This window comes from Bradyrhizobium sp. dw_411, assembly GCF_018449695.1.
In the GTDB taxonomy this organism is placed as follows: domain Bacteria; phylum Pseudomonadota; class Alphaproteobacteria; order Rhizobiales; family Xanthobacteraceae; genus Bradyrhizobium.
Genome location: NZ_JAAVUY010000020.1, coordinates 13,309 through 38,030 on the forward strand (window position 1 = coordinate 13,309; position 24,722 = coordinate 38,030).

Below are 24,722 nucleotides of genomic sequence, written 5' to 3' on the forward strand. Positions count from 1 at the left end.
AAAGCTTCATCGCGACAACCGTTTCATCATGAAATAGACCAGCGGCAACACCAGCGGCAGTGCGCAGACGATCGACGCCATCGACAGGTCGAGCTGATCGAGCCTGAGATAGCGGATGCCGAGCGTCGAGAGCACATGGGTCAGGTCGGCGGGGCCGCCGCCGGTCAACAGATACACGCTGTTGAAATCGCCGAGCGTCCAGATCATCGAGAGCAGTGTGCAAGTCAGATACAGCGTGCGCACCGACGGCCAGGTGACGTAGCGGAATTTCTGCCATTTGCTGGCGCCGTCGACATCGGCGGCCTCGAACAGATCCTGCGAGATCGCAAGGCGCCCGGTCATCAGGATCAGGGTCCAGAACGGCAGCGACTTCCAGATATGGACCATGATGGCCATGGTCAGCGCGATGATGGGATCGTTGAGCCAGTTCGGGCCGTCCTCGCCGGTGAATTTGAAGATCAGGTGATTGACCATGCCCCATTCGGGATTGAACATGAATCGCACCGACAGGATGGTCGGGATCGATGGCACCGCCCAGGGCAGGATGAACAGCACCGACAGCCATTTGATCCAGGGCCGCGACTGCACGAAGAAGCCGGACAGCAGCAGCGCCACCACCATCTTGAAATTGATGCCGATCACCAGGAACACCAGCGTATTGAGCGCGGCGCGGGCGAAGATCGGATCGTGAGTGAGCGCGACATAACTCGACGGATGGCGCGCAAGCCACAGCCCGTAGCACACCGGATAGACCACGAACGCCAGAAATACGAGCGCATAGGGCGCCAGCAGCAGGATGCCCCAGATTTGCGGCGTCGACAGCCCGGCCGACGGCGGCCGGTGAGGCACCGCATCGTCTGCCGTTGTGACGGTCATCGTCGCCATGGCGAATCCCTAGTGCATGCCAATATGCGTTTGGTGCACCTCGCCCCGCTTACGGGGAGAGGTCGCAAGCAAAGCGAGCGGGTGAGGGGGACTCTCCGCGAATCCGTCTCTGTCGAGAGTCTCCCTCACCCCAACCCTCTCCCCGCAAGCGGGGCGAGGGCGACGATTCGACGGCGCTTCACTAATTCGTCGTCCCGGCCTTGAGCCGGGACCCATGCGCCGTGTCGGTTGTTGTGGAAGACGCTGTTCAAGGACTTTCGCGCAACATCTCAGGCCTGTGGTTATGGGTCCCGGCTTTCGCCGGGACGACGACCCTGGGGATGCGGCAGCGAAGCCTCGCATCCCGCTCACCCCGCCACTTGCTTGATGCGCGTGATCAGTTCATCGACCGCCTGTTCCACCGGCACCTTTTCGCTGACGACGCGGTTCATCGCCTTGGCCCAGACGTTCTCGTTGTTCAAAATCGTGAACTTGTAATTCTTCACGAAATCGAACGTCGAGGTGCCGCCCATGAACTGGGTGTAGACCGCCTTGCGATGGCGGTCGGCCTGCCAGAACGGGCTCTTCTGGCCTTCGATTGTAGCCGGGAACCAGCGGCCGAGCGCACCTTCGACATAGGGGCCGAGGTTTTCTTCCTGCAGCAGGAAGGCGACGAATTGCTTCGCCTGTGGCTTGTTCTTGGCCGCCGCAAAGATCACGCCGGTCTTGACGTCGGAGCGGTATTTGATCGGCGTTCCGTCCGGCTTGTTCGGGAACGAGGCGGTGATGATGGTTTCCTCATAGGCCTTCTTGCCGGCGGCGCGCTGTTCAGGCGTCAGCGCCGGATTGGTGGAATCCTCGAACCACTTCGCCGCGATCGAGATCGTGAAGTTGTGGGTCATGACCGTCGTCTTGTTATGGAAGGCGACGTTGTTGTCGGGGTCCTTCCAGGTCGTGGACGAGGGCGGCGTGCAGCCCTTGATGTAGGTGTCGGTGTAATCCTTCAGCGCGCCGATCAGGCCCTTGCGCACGGCAGGATCGTCGACGAGCAGCTTGCCGTCATCATCGACTAGTTTGACGTTGTAGGCGTCCATGAAGGTGTAGAACGACTGCAGCGAATCCGTGGATTCCACGCCCATCGGCTGGCCGATGCCGTAGACGCGCTGGCCGGTGGCCTTGCGGCTGGCCGGCTGTACCTTATCGCACCAGAACGACCAGTAATCCGCCCACCCCGTCGGGATGTCGCTGACCTTGAAGCCGGCCTGTTCCAGCATGTCGCTCCAGATCTCGACATGCATGCTCTGCTGCTTCAACGGAAAGCCGTAATAGGCTTTCTTCTTGGCCTGGTCGTTGAAGAGAAAGGCGGTCTCGATTGTGTTCGGCGCGAACAGCGGCTTCATGGGGGTAAGGATATCGCTGAGATCCTCCAGCTTGCCCTCGAAGGCCCATTTGCCGGACGCCTGCACGTCGAACGTATCGGAATAGGCCACGTCCGGCACCGTGCCGGAATCCAGCGCCGCCACCGTCTTCGGAATCATGTCCTGAATGGCGTATTGCGACAGCTCGACCTTGATGCCGGTCTTGGTCTCGAACTTCTTGATGGTCGACAGCAGGGCGTCGTCCTCGGACTTGTAGAAGCCCTTGCCCCACCACACCGTAATTTTTTCCTGAGCCATCGCCGGCCCGGCCGCCGAAAGCAGGCCGATCGCCGCAGCCAACGCAAGCGCCCTCGTTCCCCTTGGTGTCACGTGTCTCTCCCTGATCTGCCGGTTTTTTTAACCGGTTGGGTAAAAGACTAGCGCAGGCCCGAGGGGCCGGCTAGCGGCATCTTCTGGGCAATAAGTCGCGGAAGTGGGGTGGGGCTGTGGTTTAGGGTGTAGCCGAAGCCGCCGTACAAAAACACTCGTCGTCCCGGTGCAGGCCGGGACCCATACGCTGCGGCCCATCGTTGTAAGCATGCTGTTGGACGATCTTCGCGCGACACAATGTCCTGTGGTTATGGGTCCCGGCCTGCGCCGGGACGGCGGTGAGAGAGACAGACACACCTTCGCATCCCTGCAACGCAAAACGCCCGGGCGCGCTCGGAGCGCGCAAGTCCGTAGCGCCGGGTGCCGAGCCATCGGGGATAGCGAGACATCGGGGATGGCGTCGTGGGGCGTAACGACATCGTTGGCACGATGGTTTGCAAAAAATTTTAGTCATGATGTAGGCTTTAACATTATTTGAATATTCAGCCGGCGGACAAACAAGCTTCATATTTGAAACCATCCGCACCGCTAAAGCACCCCTCTTTGAACCAGATGGAGGGAGCGATGATGAATCGGGGCTTTGACGACAATCGGGCAGGATCTGCAGCTTTTGGACGTCGAAAAGTAGTGCCGCGGGTTTGCGTTGTGGACGGCAAGAAACATCTTCGCGCATTCCTTTGCGAAATCATTGAAGACGATCTCGGCCTCGTCACCACGCAATGTGCAAACGCAGACGAGCTGGAGGCCACGCTCGGGAAGCACCTCCCGGATATTGTCGTACTCGGCGTGTCCGCCGATGGTGTCGAGGTCGGCAACGTGCTCCAGATCCTTGTTCGCCAGCGGTTCAGCGGCAAGGTCCTCGCCATCGGCACGCGCGAGTCGATCCTCGTCAAGGCGGTGCAGCAGGTCGGCGAGGAATACGGCCTCGCCATGTTGCCGCCGCTGACCACGCCGTTCGCGGCCGAAACCTTGCGCGAGCGGATTTCCATGCTGATCCCCAGGGAGCCGGCCGCCGGTCCGGCCGTTCGGGCGAGCGAAGCATTGCACGCCGGCTGGCTCGAGCTTTGGTACGAGGGAAAGATGGACGCGCGCACAATGGCGCGCTGCGGTGCGGAGGCATCGGTCCGGATGCGGCATCCAAACTGGGGCGTTGTGGCGCCGGCCTGTTTCATACCGGAAGCCGAAGATCCGGATCTGCTGCTGCTGTCGGACTTCGTCATCGACCGCGCCATCGAGGATTGGCGCTATCTGGTCGGATCGCAAAACACGACCGACATCTCGATCAACCTGCCGGTCTCCTTTCTTAAAAATCGCTGGGCGGTGCGTGATTTCTGCCGGCGCATGCCGTCGCATCCGGCATTCGGGGGATTGCTCATCGAGATCGACAGCGCCGAGGTCATTCAAAACATGGATGTCATGATCGATGTCGCGAAAGAAATCCGGCTCAAGAATATTGCGGTCTCGATCGACAATCTCGGCACGGGCTGGCCGGCCCTGATGGGGCTGGAAAATTTTCCCTTCGCCGAACTGAAGGTCGACCGGCAGTTCGTCACGGGCTGCGCCAACGACCGGCTCAAGCGCACGGTATGCCATCGCATCATCGAACTGGCCAAGGAGCACGGGGCCCGCGTCGTCGCCGAGGGCGTGGAAACCCGCGCGGACTTTGCCGCGGCCATCGAGATGGGGTTCGACCGGGTCCAGGGCTACCTGTTCGGCAAGCCGGTGGGGCTCAAGAAATTTGCCCGCGCTTCACTTTCCGGCCCCATCCTGGCGATGCAGCATGAATAGCCTCTAGCCCAGCCGGGCCGCGCAAATGCGGCCCGGGCGCTGGCTCCAACCTTGGTCGCCGGAGTAAAATTTTCCGTTCAAAACCAGGGAGGCCTACTTGGCGTCTCAGTTGGTCGACAGAATCGGCCGGACGACGCATGATCGCGTCAAATGGATGGGGATCTCCATGCCGCTGACGGGTGGCCAGATCACGGGATACGACAGCGAACGGCTGGCGTTCGCCTTTACGATGATGAACGGCGACGAGGCCGTGCCTTGCCAGATCAGCGACGCCGCGATGGATGAACTGGCCGGCACCAAGGGCACGCCCAGCATCGCACGGCAGGCTCAATTCGTCGCCCATCGCGAAGCGATCGAGCGCATTGCGTCAAACCTCTACGATGAGGCGCCGCGGTTCAAGGGATATGTGGTGAGGATTTTCACGAAGCATATTCAGGGTGCGAGTCCGTAAGATGCGCGCGGCTCTGAGTTAGCTTCGTCGCTTCGCTCCTCGCAATGACGTGTTGAGTCTGGCGGCGAGTAACGCTTCGTAGGGTGGGTTAGCCGAAGGCGTAACCCACCATTTTGCCGTTGGTGGATGGTGAGTGCGCGTAATCGCGTTATTATCGTCGGTGAAGAATGGTGGGTTACGCTTCGCTAACCCACCCTACGAACGACCCCCTCAATTCGCCTTCGCATTCCCCGCAGCCGCCGGCGCGGTCTCCGCCGCATCCGGTGCAGGCTTTGCGCCGCCACCCGTAAACCGCTCCAGCACTGAGCGCACGGCATCGCGCGTCTTGCGATCCTTCACGGCATCGAGCAATGGCGCTGAGGCCGGCGAGCGGCGGATCAGGCTTTCGGGGTCGGGGAAAATCAACGGATCGTCCCACGGGCCTTGCACCACAAAGGGCAGCTCAAAGCCGGGCGGGGTGTTCGGCGCCGAAGCGAGGCTGGCGACGCCCTTGAGATCGTATTCGCGCGCGGGCACCGACGCCGTGCCGGTCAAGGTCAGCCGCGCGGCGGGGCCTTCGACGCGGACGTCTTCGGCGGTCGCGATGCCCTCGGCGAATTTCACCGCGATGGTCAGGTTGTCATAGGGCGTCGAGCCCGAGCGGAAATTACCGCCGCCGGACAGCGGACGCCGCTCCAGGCGTTTTAGCAATTGCTCGACGTTGAAGCCGGAGATCGCGCCATCATGGCCCGTCAAGGTCGCGGTGCCATCGAGCGATTGCGCGAGGCCGAACGGGCTCGAGCCGGATGCCACCAGGGATACGCCGAGATTGCCACGGCCGGATAATTTCGTGACGCCGAACAATTCGCTGGCGCAGGCCTGCAGGTCCACATCGGTGAACTGAAACTGCGCCTTCACATCCGCCACCGCATCGGAGCGCGCGACGCCGAACGAGCCGCGCGCGATGCCGCCATAGATCTGCGCCTCGCCGACACTGAGCGCCAGCGCGCCGCCGCGCAGATTGGCGCCGATCGCGGTGCGTCCCAATTTCGAGGCGCCGACCGTCACTTTGGCGGCCGACAGCCGCATGTCGAGATCGGTCGAGGACAGCGCGTTGAGATCGAACAATTGCCGGTTCCAGTCATGCGCGCCGCTGGCGAGCAGACGGAAGGTGGAGATATAGGGCGTGAAGTCGAGCGCGTCGGCGGCCAGCGTTGCCTGCAGCGACTGGCGGCCGTTATTGGCATAGGTCATCACGCCCTCGGCGACATTGCCGTCGAGTTCAACATTGACGTTGGTGAGCGCGATCGAGGGACCGACGATATTGGCGCGCGCTTTCAGCGCGAAGCGGCCGAACCCGCCGCTGCCCGGCGGCGGCTGCCCGGTCCAGCGCAGCGCATTGCGCAGCGAGGGCGTATCGATGGTCAGCGTGCCTTCCATCATCATGCTGGTGCGGTTGGCGACGGTGCCGTCGAATGCCAGCTTCAGGGGCGCGCTGGTCAGCCGCGCCTTGAGGCCGGAGCGATCGCCGGACAGGGCCGCGATGAAATCGCTGGCGCTGATGCTGCCGTCGACGCGCTCGCCGCGCCAGTTGAATTGCCCGGTCGCCGCGAAAGATCGCGAGATCGAGGGCCAGGCCAGCGACAGGTCGATATCGTCGAGCGTATCGGTGAATTGATGGCCGGTATCCTCGTAATCGAGCACGCCGTCCTGGATCCGGATTTCCGAGAACGACACTTGATTATCCGCGCCGGGCTTCATGGTGCGCGCGATGGTCTGGATGAAGGGCGTCCAGTTGCTCAGGCCCTCGGCGTCGCGCGTCACATGGATATGGGGACGCAGCATCATGACGTCGGCGATCTCGAAGCGCTGCAGCAACAGCGGCAGCAGGCGCAGATTGGCGGTCAGCACATCGACCGCGAGGGCCGGATCGGCGTCCGCCCCGCCGCGCAGCCCGACATCATGGAAGGAGACATAGCTGGCGGGAAACACCGAAATGTCGGTGGCGCCTTTGACGACCAGATCGAGCCCGGTCACGGCGCGGATCTGCGCCTCCACCGCCTGGCGCAGCGCGTCCCGGTTCAAGAGCCAGGACGTCGCAAACAGGCCGATCAGCGCCACGCCGAGAAAGGCCGCAATCGGCATCCCCAGGCGCTTTATTCCTTGGGCTATCGTCAAAGAGTTATCCAAATCTTCTTGTTAGGGCGTCTGAGACGGCGGCGCGTCGGCGCCGGCGGGTCACTGCTGAAAAGGCGGGCAGGGGATAAGGGAACCGATGCCAAGCCTTGCCAACCCGCGCAACTTGATCGGTTTTCTTGACGCTTTCAAGGCTGTGTTGAGGGGGTGGGGCTGTCGCACCTCTCCCGCTTGCGGGGGAGGTCGCCACGCGAAGCGTGGCGGGTGGGGGAAAGTCTATCCTCCCCTCGATGAGCGCGACTCGGAAGCTCCCCCACCCCAACCCTCCCCCGCAAGCGGGAGAGGGGGCGCATTTTCGACTTCCGCTCCAACGGAAACTGACATTGATCATGTTCCCCCCGTCATTGACGCGTCGCAAACATTTCGCCTAATAATCCCTTGAAAGCGTCACGGCGCCTCCCTCCATCAGGTCGTATTGCGATGAACAAGGTCTACCCCGACGCCAAATCGGCACTCGACGGCATTCTCAAGGACGGCATGATGATCATGTCCGGCGGATTTGGCCTGTGCGGTATCGCCGAAACGCTGTCCGACGCGATCCGCGATTCCGGCGTGAAGAACCTCACGGTGGTGTCCAACAATGCCGGCGTTGACGGCATCGGGTTGAGCCGGCTGCTGGAAACCCGCCAGATCAAGAAAATGATCTCGTCTTATGTCGGCGAGAACAAGCTGTTCGCCCAGCAATATCTGGCCGGCGAACTAGAGCTCGAATTCACTCCGCAGGGCACGCTGGCCGAGCGCATTCGCGCCGGCGGCGCCGGTATCCCGGCCTTCTACACCAAGACCGGCGTCGGGACCTTGATTGCCGAAGGCAAGGAAGTGAAGGAATTCGACGGCGAGAAATATCTGATGGAGCGCGGCCTGTTCGGCGATCTCGCGATCGTCCACGCCTGGATGGGCGATACCGCAGGCAATCTGATCTATCGCAAGACCGCGCGTAACTTCAATCCGATGATGGCGACCGCGGCGAAGATGACGGTGGCCGAAGTCGAGCACCTGGTGCCGGCCGGCGAACTCGATCCCGACCACATCCACACGCCCGGCATTTTCGTCAAGCGCATCATCGAAGTCGGCAGCGGCAAGAAACGCATTGAATTCCGCAACACCCGCAAGCGTCCCGAGGCGTCTGCGGCTTCAACGGGAGTAGAAATCTGATGGCTTGGACCCGTGAACAGATGGCCGCCCGCGCCGCCAAGGAATTGCGCGACGGTTATTACGTCAACCTCGGCATCGGTATTCCGACGCTGGTGTCGAACTACATTCCCGACGGCATCGACGTCAATCTCCAGAGCGAGAACGGCATGCTCGGGATGGGACCTTTCCCTTATGAGGGCGAGGAAGACGCCGATTTGATCAACGCCGGCAAGCAGACGGTTTCCGAATTGCCGTCCACCAGCTATTTCTCGTCGGCGGAGTCCTTCGGAATGGTCCGCGGCGGCCACATCGATCTCTCGATCCTCGGCGCGATGCAGGTGGCGCAGAACGGCGATCTCGCCAACTGGATGATCCCCGGCAAGATGGTCAAGGGCATGGGCGGCGCGATGGACCTCGTCGCCGGCGTCAAGCGCGTCGTGGTGGTGATGGAGCATTCTGCCAAGGACGGCGCCAAGCTGCTGAAAGAGTGCAACCTGCCGCTGACCGGCGAGAAGGTGGTCGACATGGTGGTCACGGATCTGGCCGTGTTCACCATCGACAAGCACGGCAAGGACGGCATGGCGCTGATCGAACTCGCCGACGGCGTGACGCTCGATGAGGTGAAGTCGAAGACCGAAGCCGAGTTTCGGGTCGCGCTGAAGAATACGTGATTTAAGCCGTCATTCCGGGATGGTCCAAAGGACCAGACCTCAGATGCGCAATTGCGCATCGGGGAATCTCGAGATTCCGGGTTCGATGCTGCGCATCGCCCCGGAATGACAGTGTTGCCCCTCACGTCGTCTGTTTCGCCAACGCCGGCGCCGCATCCTCGCCCTTGAGTTCCTCCAGGCTGCGATGCCGTGGCTCGATGCCGAGCGCCCAGACCGTGATGATCTGTACGATCAACAACCCGATCATCAGCGACATCACGCCGGCGACGCCGCGGGCTTCGAACAGCATCACTACCAGGAACGGCGTCACGATGGTGGCGCCGCGGCCGAGCGTGTTGACGATTCCTGACGCGCGCATGCGTACTTGCGTCGGGAACAGCTCGGGGATGTAGATGCCGAACAACAGCGCCACCAGTACATAGATCGGCACCGTCAGCGCGAAGCCTACGGCGGGCAGCAAGACCGGGTCCGAGATCATGGGATAGATGATCCCGAGCACGACCGAAATCAGCGAGGCGCCGATGATGGTCGGCTTGCGGCCCCATTTGTCCGCGGTCAGCGCGCCGATCGCGGAGCCAACGGGTGCGCCGAGCGCCATCAGCAGCGAATAGCCGAATGAAGTCGCGACGCTCAGGCCCTGCTTGATGAAGAACACCGGCAGCCAGGTGATGAACCCATACAGCAGCGTGTTGATGGTGATCAGGCACACCGCGCCGACGATCATGCGCGACAATAGTGGCGGCGCGAATAGCGTGGCGAGATCGCTGGATACGGCGACGCCTGAGGCGGCCGCGGGCGCCGGCAGAGGTTGGCCTTGCGAAGCCTCGCGCTCGATCGATTGCATCAGGGCTTCGGCTTCCTCGCTGCGGCCGTTGGCCTCTAACCAGCGCGGCGACTCGGGCAGCGCCTTGCGCAGATACCAGACGATCAGCGCGCCGATGCCGCCCAGCACGAACATCGCGCGCCAGCCGAATTGCGGAATGATCAACGAGGCCACCAGCAGCGAGATCGGCAGGCCCGTCACCACGCAGACGGTGGTGAAACCCGACCATTTGCCGCGTGAGCGCGCCGGCACGAATTCGGTCATGGTGGCATAGCCGACAACGTTTTCGGCGCCTAAGCCAAAGCCCATCACGAAGCGGCAGGCGATCAGGATGGTCATATCGGGCGCGATGGAAGCCGCGAGCGAGGCGAGGCCGAAGACGAGGAGATTGAACTGATAGGTGAAGCGGCGGCCGTACCGGTCGCCGAGAAAGCCGGCCGCGAACGAGCCCAGCATCATGCCCACGAACGTCGCCGAGATGAACAGCGCGTTCTGCGGCAGCGTGGAAAAACCGCTTTTCAAGGTGACGCCGAGCACGGTGCCGGCGAGATAGATGTCAAAGCCGTCGAAGAACATGCCGATGCCGATCAGCATCATGATGCGGCGATGAAAGGAGCCGATCGGGAGCCGATCGAGGCGGCTGCCGGCGTTGACTGACGTGACCATGCGCGTGTTTCCCCTTATCGTTTTGTTCGTTGAAGCGGCTGCCGGTCTTCTTCAGGACCTTGGGCAGCCGCTGTTATTCGCGTGCGTTCATGCGCGGTTTTAATTCAGGCGCCGCTGTGCCGCCGTGTCGCGGTACCAGTCGAACGGCTGATCGTGCGTGGCGACCATCACGCTCTTGGTGTTGAAATGATCGTCAAAGCTTTCGGTGCCGAATTCGCGCCCGACGCCGGAATCGTCGACGCCGCCCCAGGGCGATGCCGGATCGAGCCGGTGATGGTCGTTGATCCAGACGATGCCGGCCTTGACCGCCGCCGCCATCCGGTGCGCGCGTCCGATGTCGCGGGTGCGGATCGCGGCGGCGAGGCCAAACGGTGAATCATTGGCGAGCTTCAGCGCCTCGGCTTCGTCCTTGAACGGCGTGACCGACGTAAAGGGCCCGAATACCTCTTCCTGGAAAATGCGCATATCGGATTTCACATCGGCGAACACCGTGGGCTCGATGAAGTAGCCGCCTTCATGGCCGGGGATCTTGGCGGCGACGCCGCCGGCCACCAGCCGCGCGCCGTCTTCATGGCCGAACTTCGAGTAGGACAGCACGCGATCGCGCTGCCGCGCCGAGATCACCGGACCCAGTTGCGTGGCGGGATCGAAGGGATCGCCGATGCGGATCGATCTGGTTTTGGCCTGCAGCTTCTCGACAAATTCGTCATAGATCGAGGCCTGCACCAGATGGCGCGAGGCGCAGACACAGGTCTGGCCGGCGCCGATGAAGGCGCCGAACGCCGCGTAGTTGACGGCCTGGTCGACATCGAAATCGCCGAACACCATGACGGGCGTCTTGCCGCCGAGCTCCATGGTCTGGTGCGCGAATACTTTCGCGGCCGCCGCACCGGCAATGCGGCCGGCTTCGGTGCCGCCGGTCAGCACCAGCTTGTTGATGTCGGGATGTTCGGCGAGCAACTTGCCGGCGGTCTGGCCGAGGCCGAGCACGACGTTGAATACGCCTGGCGGCAATCCGGCTTCGGTGAAGATCTGCGCCAGCTTCAGAGTGGTGAGAGGCGTATATTCCGACGGTTTGACCACGGTGACGCAGCCGCTGGCGACGACAGCGGCCAGCGACTTGCACATGATCATCAGCGGGTGATTGAACGGCGTGCAATTGGCGACGATGCCGATCGGCGTGCGCAGCGTGTAATTCAGGTACGAGCCTTCGACGGGAATCACCGCATCGCGCCGCGCCAGTGCGAGCCCCGCAAAGTAGCGAAAGAAATCCGGCAGCCGCGAGAGCTGCGCGCGGGTTTCGTTGAGCGGGCGGCCGTTGTTGAGGGTTTCGAGGCGATATAGCGTTTCGAGATTGGCCTCGAACGCATCCGCGAGGCGATTGACCAGCCGGGCGCGCGAGCGAATGTCCATGCCACCCCAGGCCTTGCCCTCGAACGCGGCGCGCGCGCTCTTCATTGCGACGTCGACATCGGCCGCGGTGGAATTCGGAATCCGCGCGATCACAGCACCGGTGGCGGGATTGCGGACATCCAGCATCTCGCCGTCTCCGGCTTCGATCTCGCGGCCGTCAACAAAATTGCCGTGGACTTCGACCTCGATCTCGCCGGGCTTTGCGGGAATATTCATGGTTCTCTCCTTTAGATAATCACCGCATTGCGCTTGAGCGCAGGCAGCACGCGTTTTTCGGTTTGACTGATATGCGCCTTGATGATGCGCGCCGCACTTCGTCCGTCGCGCCGCTGCATCGCCTCGATCAGCGCGCCGTGCTCGGCCACCAGTTGGGTCGGATCGTGATCCCTGATATTGGCGACGCTGACGCGGACCAGCCGGTCGGCCTGGCCGATCAGATCGCATAACGCGCCGGCCATGCGGCGGTTGCCTGAGGCATGCGCCAGCGCGGAGTGAAAGGCGCGGTTGTAGGCGATGAAGTCCTCATGGTCGCCCGCGAAGTGCCTGAAATCGTCGAGCGTCTTGAGCACGCTATCCGGCGCATGTTCGATCGCCTCGGCGACGCAGGCCGGCTCCAGCGCGAGGCGAAATCGCAAGAGGTCGCGCGCGTCCGACAGCGAGATCGGATTGACCCGGTAGCCCTGGCGCGGCTGCACCGTGACCAGATGCTCGCGCTCCAACCTCAAAAGCGCCTCGCGCACCGGCTGGCGGCTGACGGCATAGCGTTCGGCCAGCTCCTGCTCGCGCATATCATCGCCCGGCGCCAGACGGCAGGTCAGAATATCAGAGCGCAGGCTTTCATAGACATTGTCGCGCAAAAGCATCAGATTTTTCCTCGACGGTATCTCAATCTTGCAGTCGTGAAATATCACGTCAAGCGACAAAGGCTTGAAATCAGTGAATTTTGATTTATCAATCGATCTACCCGACACGGCCCGCCCAGCGGCGCACGTTGCAACCCTGAACTTGCAACCCTGAAAGAGAGACCGGCATGGACCGACTTTTCGCTGACGGCACCGTCAATGCCGAGGAGTTCGGGCAGGGACCCGCGCTGTTTCTGTTCCACTCGCTGCTGTCGGACCGGGCGAGTTTCGACGCCGTGGTGCCCATGCTGTCGCAGTCGTTCCGGGTGATCGTGCCCGAATTGCCCGGCTTCGGCCGGTCAAAGGCGGTCGATGGCGGCCTTGCCGCGGTGGCCGACCGCATGGCGCAGGCGGTGAAGGAGGCGACAGGTTCCGGCAAGGCGATCGTGCTCGGCAATGGCTATGGCGGCTTCGTCGCGCTGCAGATGGCGATCCGCCATCCCGGGATCGCCAGCCGATTCATCTTTGCGGATTGCGGCGCAGCGTTTTCGGAACCGGGGCGCCAGGCCTTCCGCAACATGGCGGCGGCGGCGCAGGCCAAAGGATTGCAGGCGATCACGGACGTCGCGATGCTTCGGCTGTTCGCGCCGGAATTTCAGGGAGCGAATCCCGATCTGATGGCCGATCGCCGCAAGGCATTTCTGAAAACCGATCTGAACGTGTTTCGGTCCGCCTGCGGCGCGCTGGCCGAACTCGACCTGCGGCCGGACTTGAAGAAGGTCACGGTGCCCGCTCTGGTCTTGGTCGGCGAACATGACGAGGCGACGCCGCCGCCGATGTCGCACGAACTAGCCGCCGGCCTGCCGGACGCGCGCCTGAAAATCCTGCCGGGCTGCGCCCACGTGCCGCAACTGCAATCGCCTGAGCTTTTTCTCGCGACGATCGGGGATTTTCTGGAGGGGTAGATAGTTTTCGTCATGGCCGGGCTTGTCCCGGCCATCCACGTCTTTCTTGCTGGACTGCAGCTAAGACGTGGATGCCCGGCACAAGGCCGGGCATGACGAACTTAACGAGAATACGACTTACACCCTCGCCACCGCGTGCGAGAACAGCACTTCGATCAGGGTGCCCGAGCGCGGGCCGGTCTTGATCTGGAACCGGGCGCGGTTGGCTTCGACCAGCGCCTTGGTCAGTGACAGGTTGACGCCGGAGCCGTCGGAAGCTTTGTCCGATGGCGGTTGGGTGCGGAACGGCTCCATCGCGGCGGCGACTTCATTGTCGTTGAGGCCGTGGCCGGTATCGCGGACCCGCAGCACCACCTCGCCGAAATCCGACAATGCCGTGGAGACGATGACCTGGCCGCCGGCATTGGCGAGATGGATCGAATTGCCGATCAGATTGAGCGTGATCTGGCGCAGCGCGCGCGCGTCGGCGATCACGGGCGGCAGCATATGCGCCAGTGAGGTGCGGATGATGATGCGTTCGCGGTTGGCCTGCGGCTGCATCACCGCGACGCAACTTTCCACCAAGTCATTGAGGTTCTGGTTGGCAAAGGCGAGGTCGAGCTTGCCGGTCTCGATCCGCGACAGATCAAGGAGGTCGTTGATGATCGCGATCACGCGCTCGCCGGACGCGCGGATGTCCTTCATGTATTCGACATAGCGCTCATTGCCGAGCGCGCCGAAGCGCTCGCCGATCATCACCTCGGCAAAGCCGATGATGGCGTTGAGCGGCGTGCGGACCTCGTGGCTGATCCGCGCCAGCATGTCGGCCTTGGCGTTGGCTGCGCGATCGGCGGTGCGCCGCGCCTGCTGCAATTCGCTTTCGCTCTTCTTGGTTTGCGACAGGTCGCGGAACACCGCGAAGAAATTCGGCCCTTCGTGACGGGTTCGTCCCATCGTCATCGACACCGGGATCAGGCCGCCGCCGTGGACGCGGGCGAGCACTTCGCGGCCGGCATCGAGCAGGCTGGTGACGCCGTTGCTCCTGATGCTGGAGAGATAGTCCATCACCGCGGGCTGGCTTTCCGGCGCAAACAGATCGACGAGATTGCGCTGAATCAGATCCAATCCGTCGTAACCGAACAGCGCCTCGGCGCTGCGGTTGCAGGAATTGATGTTGCCCTCGGCGTCGAACATCACGATGCCTTCGGCGGTGGTGTCGAGGATGGCGCCGAGTTCTTCGGCATTGGCGTGGCCGACGGCGGAGGGTTCGGATGGTTCCTGCGCTTCAACAGCCGGAATCATCGCGGCGGCGATCTCGGTGTTGGGGACGCCGGCATTGGCGAAGATCAGCGCCAGCGCGGAATCGTCGTCCCATGAAATCGTGAACAGGTGCGCGTCGGTTGCGGGCGCGGAGGAATGCTCCGGCGATTCATGATTGGCGCTGATCGTCACCGGCGTGCCGGTGTCCGACGTGCTGCTGGTCGAGGACACGCCGGGCTCGACATAGAGCGCATCCAGGCCGCCGGCCTGCTCGAGCGCATGCAGGCTCGCATAGCCCATGCGCGTGAGAAACGCCGAATTGGCATATAGCAACCTATCCAGCCGATAGATCAGGATGCCGACCGGGATGAGATCGAGCAGTGCCCGGTCGCGCCGGGTTTCGCCGCGCGCCGGCGGCTCGGGGCGCGTCAGCCAGCTCGGCTGTTCGCTGGCCGTCTCGTGGATCGTTTCATGGGTTGTCCCGGGTATTTCCGCAGCGGCCGGCGGCTCGATAAAAACATCTGTCGTGCTGGATTCGACCGGCGGCGCGAAGGTGATGTTCTCGCTCTCGAGCCGGGCCGACAATTGCCGGGCGAGTTCGTTGAAGGCGTTGTTTTCGACCGGCGTCAGGACAGGTGATTTCGGCTCGCTCATCGGCCGGAACGGAACGACGTTCCTCAGCATTTCGTTGGGCGTTTCCACGGCGGGTTCCAAATCGGTTGGCGGTGAATTCTCTGAAGTCTCTAAGGCAATCGGTGCGGAGGGTTCTGCCTCCGCTTCGGATGCCGTCTCATCGGGTACGGGAGGCGGTTCAGCCGTCGGCGCATCGGCGACAAGCGCCTCATGTGGCGGCGCTTCGTGTATCGGCGGACCTTCTGTCGATGTGTCTTGCGGCGTGTGGGAATCTTCTACGAGGGAATCCTGCGCATCGGCTTCGACAGGATCGGCTGAAATAGTTGGTGGCGTCGCCGGGCCGCTGAAGGTTTCGTTGCGGCGTAATTCGTCAAGCCGCGTCAGGCCATCGAGATCGCGGCAGATGCCGAAGCCGCGATAGCCGGTCAGATTTCCGGTGTAGTCATAGATCGGCAAGCCCGACAGTTCGACCGGCAGGCGGCCGCCGCTGTCGATCGGCCAGTCCAGCGTGATGCCGCTCCAGGTGCCGCGCGTCGCGATCGCCTTGACGATGTGGCCCTCCGGATCGAGTCCGAAATGTTCAGCGATTTCGCTCCACGGCCGGCCGAAGCCCGCGGCGGTGTGGGCGCCGATCAGCCGAGTGAATTCCTCGGAGCCTAGCGTAAAGCGGCCGTCGGCATCCATCTGCCACATGAAGCGCAGCGGATGACGGCGAGGACCGGCTGTCGATTCGTCGGCCTCTGATGCTGCTGCGACAGGCGGCGGCGTGATCGGCGTTTCGATGGTGGAAGGCTCTTCGGCCGCGGGAGAGGCCGGCTCATCGGCGACGGCCTCAACGTAAGGCGAAGGTTCGTGCTGGATTTCAGTTGGAGATGTCGTCGTCTCTGAAAGTGTGAACTCTGAAGCCACCATTTCTGTCGCCACGGTTTCTGCTGCGGCTTCGATCGGAACTGTGGGCGGCTCATGCGTAACCGCAACCGGCTGTTCGGGTTCGGCAGCCTGTTCGGAGATGACAGGCTCGGAGATCGCGTGTTCGGCGACAGTGCGCTCGACCGCAGGTTCTTCAGGCGGCTCGGCGAATTCATCGATCAACGCGAATTCAGCCGGCGCTTCGCCCGACATCGCCGGTTGCTCGTAATCTGGTGTTGGCTCTGCCGCCGGCGCGGCCGGTTGCGGCACAGGCTCCGGCAAAATGGGTGCCGTCGCGATCACTTCCGGCGCAGGCGGCGCGGTCTTGTGGACCGGCGCGCTTTGCACAGCACCCGGCGCGATCAGGGCGACGAGGCCGATATCAGCGCCGGCGCCGACACGCTGCAACACCATGTGGCCGATACCGACAGGCGTCTCGGAGCGGCCCTGCTTCAGCGCGTCGCTGCGCGCATCGTCCAGGCCGGCTTCATTCAGATTGCGAAAACCGAGCAGCGAGCGCGCCGCGGCGCTGGCGCCGATGAACATGCCGTCGCTCAGAAACGCCGCGATCGGCGTATCGATGCCATCGACCAGCCGTGCCAGCCGTTCGGCCAGCGGCATCGCGCGCCCGATCGGCTCGGCCGCCGCGACCAGCACGCCATGGCTGCCGTCGGCGAAATCAAGCCGCGCGCAGCCGCAGGTGACGAGCGCGCCGAGCGACGCGCCAAAACCGCGCAGGCGCTCCAATCGAATCGTGCCGTTGGCAGGCAATCGGTTGGCGAGTTGCGCCACTTGCCGGCGATGCTGATCGGCCGGGCCGAATAATTTCTGCGTGAGAGCCGCGCCATTGGCCGCGCCGAATAGCCGCGCGCCGACCGGATTGGCCCACAGAATCCGCGTGCCGTCGATCGACCACAGCCACACCGGCAGCGCGCTTGTCGCATAGACCGCCAGCCTGGGATCGCCGACACCTCGCAACTGGAATTCCGCGTTATTCATCGTGCTGATATGACCGGTAGGCTTCGTGGTTGCTCGAACATGGCGTCAGATCGCGGCGGCCAAACAATGACAGCCTTAACGGATCGTTAGTATCGCCCGCGGCGAGCGGCAGGTCCACGGTCTGGCCGCCCTCTGCGCCTCGAAAGCCACGATAACCTTAATCGGGGCGAACCCCGTGCCGGTTGCCGCGTTGTTTGTTGCAAAGCGCCATCAAATGTCCACGATCCCCTAGGTTTCGGCCGCCGCGTCATGGCGGCGAAGTGTTTTGCCGATAGGCTGCATCCGGGCAGCGGGGAACTTGGCGTAGAAAACTTGGCATAGAATTTGGGCCGGGTGGCCCTTTCAATCACAAACAGGAGGAGTGGGACATGAACGAGAACGGACATTTCGAGATTCCGAAGGAAATGCGGTCGATGGCCGAAGCCAGCTTCGATCAGGCCCGCCAGGCCTTCGAAAAATTCCTCTCCAGCGCCCAGCAGACCGCCGGATCGCTGGAAGAACGCAGTGCGACGGTTCGCGCCGGCGCCAAGGATATCGGCACCAAGGCAATGTCCTATGCCGAAAAGAACGTTCAGGCCTCGCTGGACTATGCCCAGTCGTTGCTGCACGCCAAGGATCTGACCGAGATCATGCGCCTGCACAGCGAATATGTTCAGGCCCAGATGCGCTCTTTGGCCGAACAGGCCAGCGAAATGGGCCAGATCGTCAGCCGTGCGGCGATGGATGTCGCCAAGCCGAAGGTTTGAAGGCTCGAAAGACCGGAGCGCCCCACTATTCGTCATGCCCGGCCTTGCGCCGGGCATCCACGTCTTGCTCCGTTCAAGCCTATAAAGTCGTGGATGGCCGGGTATAGGCGAGCGGAAGCGACGCCGTCCTTCGGACGGCTAAGCCCGGCCATGATGACCCGCTAAAAAGCCCACCCAAGCCCTGACGGCTCGTCTGGGCTCCCGGGACGTTGCGTCGCAGCCCATTTCGGGACAAATATATGGCAATGCACCCTAAATCGCGTTGCGTTGCACAAAATTGACATGATATGGGTGTTTACTGTGGGTTGCCCGACGGAGGGCATTCCCGTGATGTGATCTCTTATCGGCGTTCCCGAGCAGCCACGGGCGCGCGAGCGGTCACAGCGATCATCACCCCGTTTCGAAGGATGTATGCGATGGCCAATCCTACCGATCCCTTCTCCGCTTCCGTTATCCCGTTCGAGGTTCCCGAGCAGATGCGTGCGTTCGCCGAAAAGGGTGTTTCCCAGGCTCGCGACGGCTACGCCAAGTTCAAGGACGCCGCCGAAACCCACAACGTCACCGTCGAGGCGGTGTTCGCCAGCGTCAGCAAGGGCGCCAGCGAATATTCGGCCAAGCTGATGGAAATCCTCAAGGCCAACACCACTTCGAACCTCGATTTCGCGCAGGAACTGCTCGGCGTGAAGTCGCCGTCGGAAGCGATGGAATTGTGGACCTCGCACGCCAAGAAGCAGTTCGAGGCGTTCACCGCCTACAGCAAAGACCTGACCGAACTGACCCAGAAGATCGCGACCGAGACCGCCGAGCCGATCAAGGCCAGCGCGTCCAAGCTGTTCAAGCCGGCCGCCTGATTTTCGGGTATTTGCTTTAAAAAGGCCCGGGCGATGAGCCCGGGCTTTTTGCTGTTTTAGGGGCATGAGGCTCGGAACTCTCAGCGTGTCGTCCCGGCGAAAGCCGGGACCCATACGCGGTGCCGGCGCGTGTCAGGCGGTGGCTGTTGCGGGGGTTCTTTTCCAACCACTGAACCCTGTGGTTATGGGTCCCTGCGTTCGCAGGGACGACGAAAACTGGGTGTTTATCGCCTTGCCAAAGAGCGGCGTTGCACCTAGTTTCCGCCCGTTCGCGACCCCCTTTTCGGGTGGCCGGCAAAGGATGCAGTTGTAGCTCAGTTGGTTAGAGCGCCTGTCTGTGGAACAGGAGGTCGGTGGTTCGAGCCCACCCAACTGTACCAGCGAAATTTCCTGAAACCGCGTCAGAACCGTTTCGCGACACCTGAAATTGCTCCCATTTGTTATGGTCGCCGCCGCATGGGCATGAAAAGCCGCAACCTTGCTGCGGCTCAACCTCTTCGTCATGCGCCGAATGACTCGCTCACCCCGGCAACGGCCCAAACGCCGGCGGCGGAATACGCCGCTTCGAAGCCGCTTCATACGCCGACGCGATTTTCAGGATGATGTCTTCCTTGCCGGGCTCGCATCGGAACACCAGCGAGAACGGCAGGCCGGGCGCGGCCAGTTCCGTCGGCACATCGGAGGGTGCGGAAACATAGCGCATGCCGTCGTCGGTCAGCTTGAACACCGGATCGTAGGTGGTGGTGACAAATCCGGCCGGAATCAGCACTTCGGTTAATCCCGCATTGGGGCCCATCAGCGATTCCGGGCGCAGATTGCTGGGGATGTCGTATTGATGCGGATGACCGATCAGGCCCGGCGCCCAAGGCGTATGCAGCCGCACCAATGCGTCGAGCTTGTTCTCCAGAATCACCATCATGTCGGCGCGGCGCAACAATTCGCGCAACATGACGCGCTCGTTGACGCCCTGGCGGCCATCAAGCCTGTTGCGGGGGTCGCTGACTTCCTCCCAGTTCTTGAAGGCGGCGCGTTGGTCGTCGCCCCAGAACTTTGAACGCGCATTGAGCGACGCCCAATCCTTCAGGGTTTCTTCAAAGCCTGCCGCTTTCCAGTCGTCGGCGCGGCGCATCAGATATTGCGAGATGTGGTAGCGGAAAGTCGGCGCCAACTCCTGTTGCTGGATCGTGGCGATGTCGAGATTGACCGGGCCCTCGATTTTGCCTTCGGCCAGGGCTACGAAATAATCCATCGGCTGCATCGTTCCCGTGCCGAACACCTTGCCCGGCAAAAACTCCGTCGGCACGATCGCCGCTGCGAACTCCTTGTAAAGAGGCTGCCCGTCCGGGCGTAGGCGAAACAGAAGATCCGGCATGAAAAGCGGGATCAACTGGTGCAGCGCGCGGCGATAATCGAGCGTCATCACCTCTATATCGGGATCACGCTTCCACAGCGGATCGGTCGATTCCACCAGGGTCGCGCCCAGCTTGTGGCCGAGCATCTCCTTGATCTCACGCGTGGCGGCCGTGACGATCGGTTCTTCGGTCTTGGAATCCTTGGGATACACCATGGATTCGCGGATGACGCCGATGCGCATGCCAGCGAGCGCGCCTGGTGTGCCCGGCATATTGACGTGACTGGCATAGGGCGTGCTGAGCACCGAGGAGCGCGGCACCGCCGTGAACGGGTCACGTCGATCGTAATATCCCTCGACGGGGTCCTTGAGGGCATCGAGGATCTTGGCGCAATCGACAATGGAACGGGCATGGATGCCGGTGCGGTCGCAGTAGATGTCGGCGCCGATCGCGCCGCCCTCGAAGCCGATCATCGACTTGTGCGGCAGGATCAAGGCGATCGAATTATGGTTCGATGGACCGCGGCAGGACGCGCGCGTTTCCTCGCCCAGGCTTGCCATCACGAGGTTGGTGCTGACTGACAACGCCGAGCCGGAGCTCGACCCGAGCGAGGCGGCGCGGGTGGTATCGTAAGGGTTGGATGGGTTACCGGCCCATGTCGAGCGCTGGTATCCGAGCGTCGAAGCCAGCACCATGTCCGGCTTGTTGCGTCCGCCGGGATCGCCGGCGCGGCCGTTATATTCCGTGTTGACGGCCTTTGCGAAAATGATCGCGCCCTTCTTGCGCAGTTGGTCGACCAGCACATGGTCGCGCGCCGGAAAATCCATATCATAGGCCGCGTCGCCGCCGCCGGTCGAGCGCATGTCGCGTGTGTCGAACGGATCCTTGAACGAGAAAACGACGCCGTACATCGGCATCTTCTCGAGATCGGGATTGCTTCCGAATTCGGCATCCAGCTCCGCCGCGCGCTCCAGCGCATCCGGCAACTGGCGGAAATGTTCGCACGCCGGCGGCGCGCCCTTCGGCAGCGCGCCAAGCGACGGATGCAGATCGAAGTCACCCTTGCAGACGGCGGAGCGTTCGCCGCGGATATTGAAGGTGCCGATCGCGTTGACCTGGCCGGCGTTCGGCTTGCCGACGATCATGCCGAATTGCTGTTGCACGGTCGGGTCCGACGCCGTGAATTCCATGCGGCCGTATTGCAGCGGTGTTCCCTTGTACTTGTCGAGATCGGGAATGACTGTCGATGCCTTCACGGTTTCGGTCGGAAAACGCAATGGCGATTGCGCGCGCACGGTGCCGATCGCTTCCGGCACCGGCGCTCCGTCTTCCGTCAGCAGCAGGCTGGCCGGGCCGTTATAGGCGCGGGCGCGATCGATATACTTCTGCACGACCTGCACGACCGTGGTTGTTCCGGCGCGAATGGCCGCATGCAAATCGGAGATCGTCGCCTCTTCCAGTTGAAACGGGGCGCTCTTTTTGTCGGTCATAACAGTTCCTCTCGGCCGCAAGGCCCGCGACTAATCACCAAAGGCATCCGTGTCTGATAAAGTCGTCAGAACAAGGCGCAGCGTTGTATCGATATGCAGCCGGCTAAGTTCGCACGATCGTGCGACATCCCGGCTGATGACGGCCTCCATCAGGTTCCGGTGCTCGGTTGTGTCGTCGCGAAGATGACTGCCGAGAGTCATGGCCAGGCGGCGATAGCGATCAGCGTGATCGAAGGTCATGAACCAGAATTGCCGAAGCAATTTGCTTTGGGCGGCGCTGATGAGCGAAAAATGGAAATTCTTGTGGGCCGTCACCCAGCTTTCGCTGAGCGTGCCATCGTCAGGTCTGAGATGCGGGGTTTTCGACAAAAGATGGAACGAGGCGACGATGTTGGCTTCCCAAAGCGCGTCCCCCTCTTCGATCGCGCGCCGTAAAATCAATGCCTCGAGATCCTGCCGGGTCGATGTAATGTCCTGCAGGTTGGCAAGACTGATCGGAGCAACCTTGAAGCCGCGTTGACTCTCGCTGACCACCAGGCCGTTGCCGCACAGGCGCGAGAGCGCCTCGCGCACCGGACTGAAGCCGACGCCGTACATCTCGCACAAATGCTCCAGGCGCAGCCGCTCGCCCGGCTTGAATTTGCACTCGATGATCGCCGTTCGAATGCGATTCCCTACGTCTTCGCTGAGCGATTTGGCGGGCAGCTCGCTGGAAATGGCAAAGGATTCTGCCACTAGAGCACCGCCGGCATTTCATGCTCGATTGAAATAGCAGTCATTTTCTCCCGACCATTTTTTTAGAGTTAAGACGACTTTTGGGTGACTTAATTCTGGAATGAGGGGTCGTAAGTAGCAAACAATTGCTCGGGCGTAACATCCGGCCGTCCATCGAGGCGCAGGGTGTTCTTGGCCATCTCCATCGTGAACGTGCCCGAAGGATTGAGTGTCAGTTTCAACGCGTTGACCCCGAGCGTCATGACTTCCGGCGTCACGTTCGGAAATGCGGGCTGCACCGCCTTGATGACGTCCTCGGTGGATTTATCCTTGATTTCCTGGGTGGCGCGCCGGAGGGCGCGAATGAACGCGCGGACCACTTCCTTGTTCTTGTCCGCAAAGGCTCTCGATGTATGCACGTCGGTCATCATGAAGGGATCGATCGAGGAATCATCGCCCTTGGCATTGTCGACCCACATCACCGCGGCGCCTTTGGCGACCTCGATGCGATCGAACGGCGTGGCAATCGCATAACCGTCGACCTGCTTGCGTTCGAAGGCGGCGACGATGCTGGGTGCGCCGCCCAGAGCGACTGTTTTGATTTCGCCATCCTTGAGGCCTGCAAGGCGGCCCAGATGCTGGAATTGCCGATCGGTCAGCGAGCCCGGCTGCGTCATTCCGAGTGTCAGCCCGCTCAGTGCGGCGGCGCGCTGTTTGAGCGGGGCGTCGGATTTTACGCCTGATTTGTCGGCGGCTTCCTTGCTTAGAACGACCCCGATCAGACTGCGGTTCACGATATTCGCGACCGTGATGACATCCCGTTTGCCGATGATCGCATTGATCTGGTTGACGCCGGGCGACAGGTTGAATTCGACATCGCCGGACACTAGCGCGGCCAGATCGGGACCCGCGCCCCGGGTCGCGATCTGTTCGACTTCAAGCCCTTCAGCCGCGAATATCCCGGTCAGGCGAGCGTAATCCGCCGACATGAAGTCAAACGACGCGACCGATTGCGTCAGCTTCACTTTACGGAGGCTTTGCGCGCCGGCGGGAAACATCAGCGCCATCGTTAGCGATGCAACGAGCGACAAGCGGGCAACATTGTTCATCTGGCTTCTCCGATCGGCGATGATTCTCATTCGATGTCGAGCGTTTCCGGCACGATCTGCGCGGTACGATTGCGCGTGTACCAGGTCATGACGGCCGACCGCAGTGCATCCTCCTCGTCCTCGCCGAATCCGCGCTTGACCAGCTTGGCGAGGTTTTTCTTGTCGCTTTCCGTTAGCTCGACCGTCACGGTCTCGACCGGAACCGGGCATAACGTAAATTTGGGTTCGAATTTGTCGGTTGCCGTCAGGTCGCGCTCCGTCCTGATGTCCTTGACGCGAAACTGATCCGGCGTGCGTTGATTGATGAAGCCGGTGTGTTTCTTGAGCAGCGTCGCGACGACTGCATCGTTCTCCGGCGTGCTGTCGGTCACTTCAACCTTGACCGAGCGGAACCAATAATTGCTGGTGTTGGACACATCGCCCGATCCACAAATCAGGGGAACGGCAAGAACGTCCATCAAAGCGAGCAGCTTGACCTGATCGCCTTTTTTTCCCTGGTTGCGGCGCACGTTGGGAATGAAATTGCCCTCATCGTCCCAGCCGGTATTCATCCAGAGATTAAGCGAATCGTGCACGTCGTCGGGCGTCAGGCCGAATTCCGCGATCGATTCGGCGAGAGTATCCTGGCAGTTGGTATGCGTACCGGGATATCCGCGTTCTTTTTCAAACTGCGTGGCGTGGCAGCGCGCCGCCAGAAGATCGGTGCGGCACGTCGCCGGCAGTTCGGTAAAGACCATCATCGGGTTGTAGCGGGGCGGGGCGCTCCACACGATGCTGCCCTGGCGGCAACGGAAGCCGGTCCGGCGCATGTGGCCGACAGACATGCGTTCCTTGTAGTCATGGAGGTTAAAGCAATTGAAGTCGACGCACTGCGGACCTTCCAGCAGCGTGATCGTCAGCGTCTGCCCGCGCTTCATCGGGATTGCTTTGCCCGAAACCGGATCGAGTGTCTTTGTATAGATAATTTTGCTCATCAGGCGGCCTCTCGACCAAGTTGTTGTTTGACGAATTCACGAAAAATCGCGAGGACAACCTCGTTCATGTTCGTTCCACGGTCTTTTTCATCGAGAACGGCTTGCAGCAGTTTAAGCTGCTGCGATGTAAATCTGATTTTCATCTCGGACACGACGCGCTCCTGAC

At 61.9% G+C, this 24,722-nt stretch carries 19 protein-coding genes and 1 tRNA gene; 8 read left to right on the forward strand and 12 right to left on the reverse strand.

Translation table 11 applies throughout. The annotated features are described in order from the left end of the window. Positions 1-6: 6 nt before the first annotated feature. Together HB676_RS27745 and HB676_RS27750 are read right to left on the reverse strand one after the other, a co-directional pair. Positions 7-876, reverse strand: a complete 870-nt coding sequence (locus HB676_RS27745; protein WP_213741780.1) for a sugar ABC transporter permease — start codon at positions 874-876, stop codon at positions 7-9. Positions 877-1,232: 356 nt separating this feature from the next. Further along, entirely contained in the window at positions 1,233-2,612 is a 1,380-nt protein-coding gene (locus tag HB676_RS27750; RefSeq protein WP_213741673.1) for an extracellular solute-binding protein, read from the reverse strand. Between the two features lie 567 nt (positions 2,613-3,179). On the opposite strand from HB676_RS27750, the gene HB676_RS27755 reads away from it, so the two are divergent. Then, positions 3,180-4,400 (forward strand): EAL domain-containing response regulator, encoded by a 1,221-nt coding sequence (locus HB676_RS27755; RefSeq protein WP_213741781.1) that lies wholly within the window; start codon positions 3,180-3,182, stop codon positions 4,398-4,400. Positions 4,401-4,497: 97 nt separating this feature from the next. Continuing rightward, on the forward strand, positions 4,498-4,851 hold the full coding sequence (locus HB676_RS27760; RefSeq protein ID WP_249780507.1) for a DUF1488 family protein: 354 nt from the start codon (positions 4,498-4,500) through the stop codon (positions 4,849-4,851). A 210-nt stretch (positions 4,852-5,061) separates the two neighbouring features. Here the strand turns inward: HB676_RS27760 and HB676_RS27765 are convergent, their stop codons facing one another. Then, entirely contained in the window at positions 5,062-6,975 is a 1,914-nt protein-coding gene (locus tag HB676_RS27765; protein WP_213741674.1) for an AsmA family protein, read from the reverse strand. Positions 6,976-7,446: 471 nt separating this feature from the next. On the opposite strand from HB676_RS27765, the gene HB676_RS27770 reads away from it, so the two are divergent. Together HB676_RS27770 and HB676_RS27775 are read left to right on the forward strand one after the other, a co-directional pair. Beyond that, complete coding sequence (locus HB676_RS27770; protein ID WP_213741675.1) at positions 7,447-8,181, forward strand: CoA transferase subunit A; 735 nt, start codon at positions 7,447-7,449, stop codon at positions 8,179-8,181. After that, positions 8,181-8,831: a 3-oxoacid CoA-transferase subunit B gene (locus tag HB676_RS27775; protein WP_213741676.1), complete on the forward strand. Its 651-nt coding sequence runs from the start codon at positions 8,181-8,183 to the stop codon at positions 8,829-8,831. The genes HB676_RS27770 and HB676_RS27775 overlap by 1 nt, the downstream gene beginning before the upstream one ends. Positions 8,832-8,952: 121 nt before the next feature. Here the strand turns inward: HB676_RS27775 and HB676_RS27780 are convergent, their stop codons facing one another. From HB676_RS27780 to HB676_RS27790, 3 genes are all read right to left on the reverse strand, one after another. Further along, positions 8,953-10,320, reverse strand: coding sequence for an MFS transporter (locus HB676_RS27780; protein ID WP_213741677.1), 1,368 nt, complete (start codon positions 10,318-10,320; stop codon positions 8,953-8,955). Positions 10,321-10,419: 99 nt separating this feature from the next. After that, positions 10,420-11,949 (reverse strand): aldehyde dehydrogenase, encoded by a 1,530-nt coding sequence (locus HB676_RS27785; protein ID WP_213741678.1) that lies wholly within the window; start codon positions 11,947-11,949, stop codon positions 10,420-10,422. A gap of 11 nt (positions 11,950-11,960) precedes the next feature. Then, positions 11,961-12,596: a GntR family transcriptional regulator gene (locus tag HB676_RS27790; protein WP_213741679.1), complete on the reverse strand. Its 636-nt coding sequence runs from the start codon at positions 12,594-12,596 to the stop codon at positions 11,961-11,963. 167 nt (positions 12,597-12,763) lie between these two features. Between HB676_RS27790 and HB676_RS27795 the strand changes: the two genes are divergently transcribed. Next, complete coding sequence (locus tag HB676_RS27795) at positions 12,764-13,540, forward strand: alpha/beta fold hydrolase (RefSeq protein ID WP_213741680.1); 777 nt, start codon at positions 12,764-12,766, stop codon at positions 13,538-13,540. A 117-nt stretch (positions 13,541-13,657) separates the two neighbouring features. Here HB676_RS27795 and HB676_RS27800 read toward each other — a convergent pair whose 3' ends face one another. Then, positions 13,658-17,320 (reverse strand): PAS domain-containing protein, encoded by a 3,663-nt coding sequence (locus HB676_RS27800; RefSeq protein ID WP_213741681.1) that lies wholly within the window; start codon positions 17,318-17,320, stop codon positions 13,658-13,660. 368 nt (positions 17,321-17,688) lie between these two features. On the opposite strand from HB676_RS27800, the gene HB676_RS27805 reads away from it, so the two are divergent. From HB676_RS27805 to HB676_RS27815, 3 genes are all read left to right on the forward strand, one after another. After that, entirely contained in the window at positions 17,689-18,066 is a 378-nt protein-coding gene (locus tag HB676_RS27805) for a phasin (RefSeq protein ID WP_213741682.1), read from the forward strand. Between the two features lie 416 nt (positions 18,067-18,482). Continuing rightward, on the forward strand, positions 18,483-18,917 hold the full coding sequence (locus tag HB676_RS27810; protein ID WP_213741683.1) for a phasin: 435 nt from the start codon (positions 18,483-18,485) through the stop codon (positions 18,915-18,917). 303 nt (positions 18,918-19,220) lie between these two features. Next, positions 19,221-19,297: transfer RNA gene (locus HB676_RS27815), tRNA-His, on the forward strand. 140 nt (positions 19,298-19,437) lie between these two features. Here HB676_RS27815 and HB676_RS27820 read toward each other — a convergent pair. From HB676_RS27820 to HB676_RS27840, 5 genes are all read right to left on the reverse strand, one after another. Continuing rightward, entirely contained in the window at positions 19,438-21,759 is a 2,322-nt protein-coding gene (locus tag HB676_RS27820) for an amidase family protein (protein WP_213741684.1), read from the reverse strand. 30 nt (positions 21,760-21,789) lie between these two features. Further along, positions 21,790-22,494 (reverse strand): GntR family transcriptional regulator, encoded by a 705-nt coding sequence (locus HB676_RS27825; RefSeq protein ID WP_213741685.1) that lies wholly within the window; start codon positions 22,492-22,494, stop codon positions 21,790-21,792. An 89-nt stretch (positions 22,495-22,583) separates the two neighbouring features. Further along, the gene (locus tag HB676_RS27830; protein ID WP_213741686.1) at positions 22,584-23,582 is read right to left on the reverse strand and encodes an ABC transporter substrate-binding protein; all 999 of its coding nucleotides are present in this window, start codon (positions 23,580-23,582) and stop codon (positions 22,584-22,586) included. A gap of 26 nt (positions 23,583-23,608) precedes the next feature. Continuing rightward, positions 23,609-24,556, reverse strand: coding sequence for an urea carboxylase-associated family protein (locus HB676_RS27835; RefSeq protein WP_213741687.1), 948 nt, complete (start codon positions 24,554-24,556; stop codon positions 23,609-23,611). Continuing rightward, a complete protein-coding gene (locus HB676_RS27840) occupies positions 24,556-24,708 on the reverse strand; it encodes a hypothetical protein (protein WP_213741688.1) in 153 nt (50 codons plus the stop codon). Before HB676_RS27840 ends, HB676_RS27835 begins: the two co-directional genes overlap by 1 nt. Positions 24,709-24,722: the final 14 nt, after the last annotated feature.

Excerpts from the sequence above, each read along its gene's own strand:
- HB676_RS27745 (WP_213741780.1), bottom strand. The coding sequence starts at position 876 with ATGACCGTCACAACGGCAGACGATGCGGTGCCTCACCGGCCGCCGTCG.
- HB676_RS27765 (WP_213741674.1), bottom strand. The coding sequence starts at position 6,975 with ATGCCGATTGCGGCCTTTCTCGGCGTGGCGCTGATCGGCCTGTTTGCG.
- HB676_RS27835 (WP_213741687.1), bottom strand. The coding sequence starts at position 24,556 with ATGAGCAAAATTATCTATACAAAGACACTCGATCCGGTTTCGGGCAAA.
- HB676_RS27770 (WP_213741675.1), top strand. The coding sequence starts at position 7,447 with ATGAACAAGGTCTACCCCGACGCCAAATCGGCACTCGACGGCATTCTC.
- HB676_RS27800 (WP_213741681.1), bottom strand. The coding sequence starts at position 17,320 with ATGAATAACGCGGAATTCCAGTTGCGAGGTGTCGGCGATCCCAGGCTG.
- HB676_RS27790 (WP_213741679.1), bottom strand. The coding sequence starts at position 12,596 with ATGCTTTTGCGCGACAATGTCTATGAAAGCCTGCGCTCTGATATTCTG.
- HB676_RS27820 (WP_213741684.1), bottom strand. The coding sequence starts at position 21,759 with ATGACCGACAAAAAGAGCGCCCCGTTTCAACTGGAAGAGGCGACGATC.
- HB676_RS27830 (WP_213741686.1), bottom strand. The coding sequence starts at position 23,582 with ATGAACAATGTTGCCCGCTTGTCGCTCGTTGCATCGCTAACGATGGCG.
- HB676_RS27805 (WP_213741682.1), top strand. The coding sequence starts at position 17,689 with ATGAACGAGAACGGACATTTCGAGATTCCGAAGGAAATGCGGTCGATG.
- HB676_RS27755 (WP_213741781.1), top strand. The coding sequence starts at position 3,180 with ATGAATCGGGGCTTTGACGACAATCGGGCAGGATCTGCAGCTTTTGGA.
- HB676_RS27780 (WP_213741677.1), bottom strand. The coding sequence starts at position 10,320 with ATGGTCACGTCAGTCAACGCCGGCAGCCGCCTCGATCGGCTCCCGATC.
- HB676_RS27810 (WP_213741683.1), top strand. The coding sequence starts at position 18,483 with ATGGCCAATCCTACCGATCCCTTCTCCGCTTCCGTTATCCCGTTCGAG.
- HB676_RS27785 (WP_213741678.1), bottom strand. The coding sequence starts at position 11,949 with ATGAATATTCCCGCAAAGCCCGGCGAGATCGAGGTCGAAGTCCACGGC.
- HB676_RS27795 (WP_213741680.1), top strand. The coding sequence starts at position 12,764 with ATGGACCGACTTTTCGCTGACGGCACCGTCAATGCCGAGGAGTTCGGG.
- HB676_RS27775 (WP_213741676.1), top strand. The coding sequence starts at position 8,181 with ATGGCTTGGACCCGTGAACAGATGGCCGCCCGCGCCGCCAAGGAATTG.